The sequence below is a fragment of the Micromonospora sp. NPDC049900 genome, assembly GCF_044461025.1.
Lineage (GTDB): Bacteria > Actinomycetota > Actinomycetes > Mycobacteriales > Micromonosporaceae > Micromonospora.
In genome coordinates, this window is the sequence record NZ_JBITKM010000031.1 from 1 (window position 1) to 7249 (window position 7249).

The 7249-nt window shown below is 68.1% G+C and carries 7 protein-coding genes, 1 tRNA gene and 3 pseudogenes; 4 read left to right on the forward strand and 7 right to left on the reverse strand.

Translation table 11 applies throughout. The annotated features are described in order from the left end of the window. Nucleotides 1–85: pseudogene (locus ACIBMZ_RS30145) on the forward strand (IS5/IS1182 family transposase); the annotation flags it as partial. A gap of 6 nt (nt 86–91) precedes the next feature. Here ACIBMZ_RS30145 and ACIBMZ_RS30150 read toward each other — a convergent pair. From ACIBMZ_RS30150 to amcA, 3 genes and pseudogenes are all read right to left on the reverse strand, one after another. Next, nucleotides 92–490, reverse strand: a pseudogene (locus ACIBMZ_RS30150) (radical SAM protein); the annotation flags it as partial. Next, complete coding sequence (locus ACIBMZ_RS30155) at nt 487–834, reverse strand: hypothetical protein (protein ID WP_396699657.1); 348 nt, start codon at nt 832–834, stop codon at nt 487–489. The gene ACIBMZ_RS30155 and the pseudogene ACIBMZ_RS30150, both read right to left, overlap by 4 nt. Then, nucleotides 831–998 (reverse strand): multiple cyclophane-containing RiPP AmcA, encoded by a 168-nt coding sequence (gene amcA, locus ACIBMZ_RS30160; protein ID WP_396699659.1) that lies wholly within the window; start codon nt 996–998, stop codon nt 831–833. The genes ACIBMZ_RS30155 and amcA overlap by 4 nt, the downstream gene beginning before the upstream one ends. A 369-nt stretch (nt 999–1367) precedes the next feature. Between amcA and ACIBMZ_RS30165 the strand changes: the two genes are divergently transcribed. Beyond that, a complete protein-coding gene (locus ACIBMZ_RS30165) occupies nt 1368–2594 on the forward strand; it encodes a helix-turn-helix domain-containing protein (RefSeq protein ID WP_396699661.1) in 1227 nt (408 codons plus the stop codon). 6 nt (nt 2595–2600) lie between these two features. Here ACIBMZ_RS30165 and ACIBMZ_RS30170 read toward each other — a convergent pair whose 3' ends face one another. The 4 genes and pseudogenes from ACIBMZ_RS30170 to ACIBMZ_RS30185 all read right to left on the reverse strand — a co-directional run bounded on the left by ACIBMZ_RS30170 (nt 2601) and on the right by ACIBMZ_RS30185 (nt 4297). Continuing rightward, entirely contained in the window at nt 2601–3275 is a 675-nt protein-coding gene (locus ACIBMZ_RS30170) for a YdcF family protein (RefSeq protein ID WP_396699663.1), read from the reverse strand. A 22-nt stretch (nt 3276–3297) separates the two neighbouring features. Beyond that, nucleotides 3298–3504, reverse strand: a complete 207-nt coding sequence (locus tag ACIBMZ_RS30175) for a hypothetical protein (RefSeq protein ID WP_396699665.1) — start codon at nt 3502–3504, stop codon at nt 3298–3300. A 72-nt stretch (nt 3505–3576) separates the two neighbouring features. Then, nucleotides 3577–4016: pseudogene (locus ACIBMZ_RS30180) on the reverse strand (NUDIX domain-containing protein). A gap of 205 nt (nt 4017–4221) precedes the next feature. Next, nucleotides 4222–4297, reverse strand: a tRNA-Lys gene (locus tag ACIBMZ_RS30185). 186 nt (nt 4298–4483) lie between these two features. Here ACIBMZ_RS30185 and ACIBMZ_RS30190 point away from each other — a divergent pair. Next, on the forward strand, nt 4484–5728 hold the full coding sequence (locus ACIBMZ_RS30190) for an Ig-like domain-containing protein (protein WP_396699667.1): 1245 nt from the start codon (nt 4484–4486) through the stop codon (nt 5726–5728). A gap of 125 nt (nt 5729–5853) precedes the next feature. Then, nucleotides 5854–7128, forward strand: a complete 1275-nt coding sequence (locus ACIBMZ_RS30195) for an Ig-like domain-containing protein (RefSeq protein WP_396699669.1) — start codon at nt 5854–5856, stop codon at nt 7126–7128. The last annotated feature ends 121 nt before the right edge of the window (nt 7129–7249 follow it).

The following is a 7249-nucleotide window of genomic DNA, read 5'->3' on the forward strand; positions in this document are numbered from 1 at the left end:
GCGCTGCTGCCCACGACGAACAACCACGATCGTGCAGGCCATCCTCGCGCTGCACCACATCGAAGCCAACCCCCACGCAGGATGAAAATGGCTCAATGCTGATCCCGATCTCGAAGTCGTGGGTGGCGAGCAGGTCACACCACCGCTGGTCGATGAGGGTGCCATTGGTCTGGATCTCGTGGCGAACCTGACCGGTACGCCGCAGCGGTTCGAACGGAAGGAGCAACTCCCGGAAAGAGTCGATGGGTGTGGCGGTGGGCTCGCCGCCGTGCCAGACAACGCTCACCGGATAGCCGCTGTCCTGCTGCTCGATCGACCGCGCACAAGCCGCCGAGACCGGCACGGGCATCAGCCGGCGCGACCGCCGGTCGGGCAGGTAGCAGTAGGTGCAGTCGAGGTTGCAGAACCTGGTGGGCTGCACGACCAGGGTGTGGAACCTGCTGGCGATCGCCGGCTGACGATTGACGCTGATGAGGCCGATGCCGTTCACGATGTCTCCTCGTTCCCGATCGCCGTGGCGGTGTTGGGTCGGTGGGCGTGGGTGCGGGCAGGCCACCCGAGGAACCGGTCGAACAGTGAGGCGGTACCACCCGCCTCACTGGCATTGAGCCGGTGCAGGTCATCGATCGCGTCGTGCAGGCAGCTGGCCAGGTAGAGGAACAAGCTCACCGGGCTGTCCCGGTACTCGGCCGCGAGGGCGAGCTTCGCCGCGCCGCACGGCCACGGCTGCCCGCACCGCCGGCAAAGCCACAATGGCTGCGTTGGCAGATGCTCCTGCCGGTATTCGGCTGCACCATTCGCTCGGGCCGGGCCCTGATCCCGGTCGCCGGTCATCGGCGGCCGGCTTCCCGGACCTGCTGCTCGAACAGTTGACGCCAGGCATGGGTGAGCAGCGGTGGATCAGCCGGGCGAGTCGTTTGTGGCGCAGGGCCCTCGGTGGTCAACGTCTGTCGCCAAAGGTGGTCGACTTTCGCGTGACGTGAGACGTACACCGTCATGCCAGCACTTCCGTTCGAGACGGTGGGCGGTGGGCTCGCCGGGGGAAGGGCGAGCCCACCGCCGCCGTCCGGCGGCCTCGGGCAGACCGCCGATCACTCACCCGCGCAGCCCCGATGGCGGTACGCAGGCGAGGAAGACTCCGATACGGTGCGCTCCAGGACAGTCCGAGCCGGCGATTCGAGCCGCTCTTTGATAAGCCGGTCATCGATCCCTCCATTCGCAGCTCTCTGCCAGGCGATCCAGCCGAGGCATCGACATGCGACGGTGACCTGGGGTGCACTGAACGTAGGGGCGACCTGCAGAAGGGACCGGGAAAATTCGTACCGGGTCAGGCGGACATCAGCGGGCAGGGTGATGGTGTGCGAGGAATGACGGACGACATGACAATCGGCCAGCGCGTCGCCTTCTATCGGCGGCGGCGAGGGCTTTCCCAGGAGGTGCTGGCCGGACTGGTCGGCAAGACCCAGGAGTGGCTACGCAAGGTCGAGACGAACCGCGCCGACCTGGACCGCCTCTCGGTGATTCGCGCAATCGCCAAGGCCCTCGATGTCTCGCTTGGGGACCTCATCGGCACACCGAGCTTGTTCGAGTGGTCCGACGACTCAGGGCGTGAAACCATTCCCGCGTTGCGCGCCGCGCTTCACGACTACCGGCACCTCGCGCCCGCTCTGGCCAGCCCCGCTGCTGTCGATGCGCCAGCCCTGCGTGAGATCGAGAACGACGTGGCCGAGATCTGGACCGCATACCAACATTCGCGATACGGCACCCTCGCTCGCCGGCTTCCGTACCTCATCCACGACTGCCTGACTGCCGCTGAGGCCTACGACGGCGACGGCGGCCAGCGCGCACACGCGATGACCGCCTACGCCCACCAGCTCGCCGCGCTGTTCCTCACCAAGCTCGGCGAAGGCGACCTCGCCTGGACCGCGGCCAGCCGAGGACTGGCTGCCGCCAACGCCAGCCACGACCACGTCGTCATCGGCTCGCTCAGCCGCTCCGCCGCGCACTCCCTGGTCTCTATCGGCGAATACGCGCAGGCCCGAGGTCTCGCCGCCACCGCAGCACAGTTCCTCGAACCACGGCTGACCAAGCCCACACCAGAACTACTGTCGGTCTACGGCAGCCTGCACCTCGTATGCGCGCTGGCCGCCGCCCGTGACGACGACCGCGCCTCCGCAGACACCCACATCGCCGAAGCCGACGCCGCAGCGACTCAGCTCGGCACCGACGCCAACCACGTGTGGACCGCCTTCGGGCCCACCAACGTGTCGATCCACAAGACGACCGTGGCGATGGAACTCGGCGACGTGCAACGCGCCATCGCCATAGGTGCCCCACTCGATACCGGTGTCCTGCCCGTCGAGCGGCAGGTCCGCCACGCCATCGAGACCGCGCGAGCGCTGGCGCGCTGGAACCGCATCGACGATGCCCTCGGCGCGCTGTTGGACGCGGAGGTCATCGGCCCAGACCAGGTGCGCTACCACCGGCTCTCCCGCGACCTTGTCCGAGACATCCTCATCCGCCCCCGGCCGCCTCGACTGGCCGTCGAACTCAGCGAACGGATGGGCGTCCGATCGGGTGGACCACGCTGGTAGCCGTCGTCAGACCAGCCGGCTCGTGTAACCGGCCGCCACCAGTCGCTCAAAGGCGGCCCGGACTTCGTCCGGCATTTCCTGTGGGATCGCGAACCCGCGCTCGGCGTACACCTCGATCCTCTGGGTGTCGCCGACCAGCATCTCCACCACTCGCCGCGGGTCGCCGATGCTGTGTACGTAGTCGTCGAGTGCCAACGGGTTCGACGCGCAGACCACGTCGACCTCCGGCCACATCAGCCTGCACGTGGCGTACGCCCGACGCTGCTGGTACGGCCGCGACATGATCAGCACTGACTGCACCGGGATACGCCGTTCGGCCAGCAGTTTCAGGGTGTACTCCAGGTTCTGAGCGGTGTTCGTCGCCCGTGGCTCCACGAGAATCGAATCCGCCGGTACGCCCTGCTCCAGCGCGTATTCTCGGTAGTGCACAGCCTCGCCGCGAGGGAACCGCTCCACCGTCGTCGGCGCGTTCGCCCCGGTGAACACGATCCAGGGAAACAATCCCTGGTGGAACAGGCGCGTCGCAATCACCGCGACACCAAGGTCATGGCTACCCAGCCCGATCCCCACGTCACACGGCCTCAGCTCGTGGCCCATGTCGTGGTAGCGCCACAGCGTCTCCACATCGACACGGATCTCGTCGGGGATCGACTCGGCAGGCGCCGCCGGGCGCTGACTCATCAACAGGTACCAGGCCGGACCGTCACCGCAGCCCCTCGTCGGATCGGCCCAGTGCCGCCAGGCCCGCCCTCGCTACCTCCAGCGGCACGACAGCGGCGACCGGTTCATCCTGCTCGCTGAGGAAGACGACCTGCCCCTCACGAACACTCCGCAGCAGCTCCGGCAGCAGAGCCGAGATCGGGAGGTCGTCCGGCGTGGCGTAGGTCCGGTCCGCACTGGGTTCCCTCATGCCGCCAGCGTAGGGGTTGTGAGGCGACGGGGCGACGCCGACTCCACGCAAGGATGCTCTGGCCTAACTGCTCTACGCCGCGAGCAGGGCCTCCTGGTTGGAGGTGATGAACTCGGTCAGCCCTGCCGGCTTGAGATCCACCACAGGCAGCTTGTCGATCGTCACTCGGTCAAGCTGATAGTCACCACGCGACGGATCATCGAACTCCGCCCCGGTTCGAGCATCCTCCCGCAGCTCAAGTAGCCGACAGGCAAAAAGTGCTGGACGAAAACGCCTTCACCAGCGGGTGCGGTGCACAGGAACACCTGGACGAACCGATCGGCCGAGGCACCGAGCTCTTCGTGCAACTCCCGACGAAGCGCAGCCTCCAGAGAGACATCCGTCGACTCCACGCCACCGCCAGGCGTCGTCCAGTACGGCACCTGGCCGGGCTTGATCCGCTTGATCAGCACGAGGCGGTTGTCCTCGTCCAGAAGAATGGCCCGCACCGACCGCCGCACGATCCGACGCACGACCAACCCCTATCCCCACCCGAGGCGATGCACGGGCGGCAACACACCCATTCGATCTTCGAGGCTGACCGCTGGCGTCACATCGCGTCCCACCGACGCCGGCCCGGTCCAACGGCTCCCGAGCACCCCGCGAGCGACCATCCATCACGACAAACGCGAAAAAGGCCCCGACCGGCAGAGTTCTACCAGGTCAGGGCCTTGCTGCTGGTGCGCCGCCAGGGACTCGAACCCCGAACCCGCGGATTAAGAGTCCGCTGCTCTGCCAGTTGAGCTAGCGGCGCTCGGTGGCAACGGGGAGAACCCTAGCACGGCCCCTGAGGCGGGTTCCAATCCGATACCCGGGTCCTCCCTTCGGTCGAGCTTTCCGGACATTCGGCAACAAGCACGCACAAGGCGTGGGACGGGTTCATGTTGGGCGGCACGGATGGGGCACGATGTGCGCCAGGTGCGCTAGGACAGGGGTGGGGATGGGCAGGTTCGCGCGGGCCGGGGCGTTGGTGGGCACCCTGGGCCTGGTGGCGTCGCTGGCATTGTCGGGTTGTCGCGAGGAGGGCTCGGCTGCCGAGTTCGTTCCGGGGCCGTCGAGCAGCGGGGCGGTGACGCCGGACACACCACCGTCGAGCGGGCCGCCGTTGGCGGTGAAGCCGGCCGACGGGGCGAAGAACCGGCCGGTGAGCCTGGAGATCGGTGCCGAGTTGCCGGACGGCGCGACGGTGTCGAAGGTCAGCCTGACCACGGCCAACGGCAAGGAGGTCAAGGGCAAGCTGCGTACCGACGGCTCGTCCTGGGTGCCGTCCGCGCCGTTGAAGTGGTCCACCGAGTACACCGCCACGGTGTCCGCGAAGCAGCCGGACGGCTCGGTCAGCGAGGGGACCAGCACGTTCACCACGATGGCCAAGCCCGGCTCGATGATCACCTCGGGGCTCTACCTCTTCGACGACCGGACGTACGGGGTGGCGATGCCGGTGGTGGCGGAGTTCCACCCGGGCATCCCGAAGAAGGACCGGGCCGCCGTGCAGAAGCGCATGTTCGTCCAGACCGACCCGCCGCAGCCGGGTGCCTGGCACTGGGTGAGCAACGGCACTCAGGCGTTCTACCGTGCCCCGGAGTACTGGAAGGCCGGCACGAAGCTGTCCGTACGGATCGCGTTGGCCGGCATTCCGCTGAGCAACGGCCGGTTCGGCAACGTCGACCGGACCGCCACCGCGAAGATCGGCTCGGCCTTCGAGATGAAGGTGGACAACGCCGACAAGCAGATGCGGGTGTACGAGGACGGCAAGCTGATCAGGACGCTGCCGGTGAGCCTGGGCAAGAAGAAGACCCCGTCGTCGAGCGGCACGCTGGTGGTGATGGAGAAGAAGGAGGCCACGGTCTTCGACACGATGGACGATCCCGATCCGGAGAACCGCTACGTCACCGACATCCAGTTCGCCCAGCGGCTCACCTGGGGTGGCGAGTACATCCACGCGGCACCCTGGTCGGAACACGTCCAGGGACGGCAGAATGTGTCACACGGTTGCGTGAACGTGTCCCTGGCGAACGCCCGCTGGCTCTTCGAACGGACCAAGGTCGGTGATCCGATCAGCATCAAGGGCACCGAACGGAAGCTGGCCGCCGGCAACGGTTGGACGGCGTGGGATCTGAGCTGGTCGGAGTTCGTCAAGGGCAGCGCGCTGCCGGTTCCGGACGGTGGCGCGGGTCCGGCCCTGTGACCGTGCCAGATATGTCACTATCCGGACATCCCGCTCCACGTGTTTCGGTTCACCTTCCGCAACGGGTACGTGTTCCGGTGCGTCTGTGATGTGGACGGGCAGCGGACCACGACTGTGAGGACACCATGCGAGTTCGGGACCAGCGCAACCGCCGGCGGGGGGTGCTCGCCGCGGGGATGCTCGCCGCGGTGATGGTGCTGACCTCCGCCTGCACCGGCGGCAAGGGCGGCGACAACGGGCCGGGCTGGCAGGACGGCGCCGACCAGCCGGCGCCGAAGGCGACGGTGAGCATCAGCGAGCCGGCCGCCGACGCGAAGGACGTTCCCGCCTCGACGGCGATCACGTTCGCCGCCGAGCAGTCCGAGAAGACCACTGTCGAGTTGGCCGACGCCGGTGGGGAGCCGGTCAAGGGCACCCTGGCGGCGGACGGCAGGAGCTGGCTTCCGGCCGCGGCGCTGACGTACGGCGAGTCGTACACCGCGACCGTCACCGCGACCGGCGACGACGGTGTCCCGGTGACCGCGACCAGCGCGTTCACCGTGATGAAGCAGCCGGGCAACCAGGTCCGGATCACCAGCTTCCTCGGCGACGACCAGACGGTCGGGGTCGCGATGCCGCTGATCGTGAAGTTCGGTCGGGAGATCCCGGAGAAGTACCGCGCCGACCTCCAGCGGCGGATGACGGTGAAGTCCACGCCCGCCCAGGAGGGCGTCTGGCACTGGGTCAGCCCGACCGAGGTCCGGTACCGGCCGAAGGAGTACTGGCAGGCCGGCAGCAAGGTCTCCTACCGGGTGCAGGCGGGCGGGCTGCCGCTGGGCGACGGCTGGTACGGCCGGGCCGACCTGTCGGTGGACATCACGGTGGGCCCGAAGCTGGTCATGACGGTGGACAACCGGACCAAGCGCATGGTCGTCACCCGCGACGGCGAGACGATCAAGACGATTCCGGTGAGCCTCGGCAAGAAGAGCACGCCCTCCTCCAGCGGCACGATGGTGGTGATGGAGAAGCTGCGCAAGACGGTCTTCGACACGTTCGAGGAGCTGGGCCCCGACGAGGGATACCGGACGAAGATCGACTACGCCCAGCGGCTGACCTGGGGTGGCGAGTTCATCCACGCCGCGCCCTGGTCCGAGGGGCAGCAGGGCACCACGAACGTCTCGCACGGCTGTGTGAACGTCTCGATGGCCAACGGCGCCTGGCTGTTCGAGAACACGAAGGTCGGCGACCCGATCGTGGTCAAGGGCACCGAGCGGAAGCTCCAGAACGGCAACGGCTGGACGGACTGGAACCTGAGCTGGGACGAGTACGTGAAGGGCAGTGCCCTGCCGTACGAGCCGGCGGAGGCGGACGCCACCGACCAGGAGGCCCCGTCGGGCGAGCCCGAAGCACCCACCACTTGAGGTTCGGCATCGGCGGGGGGGGGGGCGGGCGGGGGGGGCCCCCCCGGGGGGGGGGGGGCCCCCCCCCCCCCCCACCACAAAACCCCCCCCCCCCCCCCGGGGGGGGGGGGGGGGGGTCAAA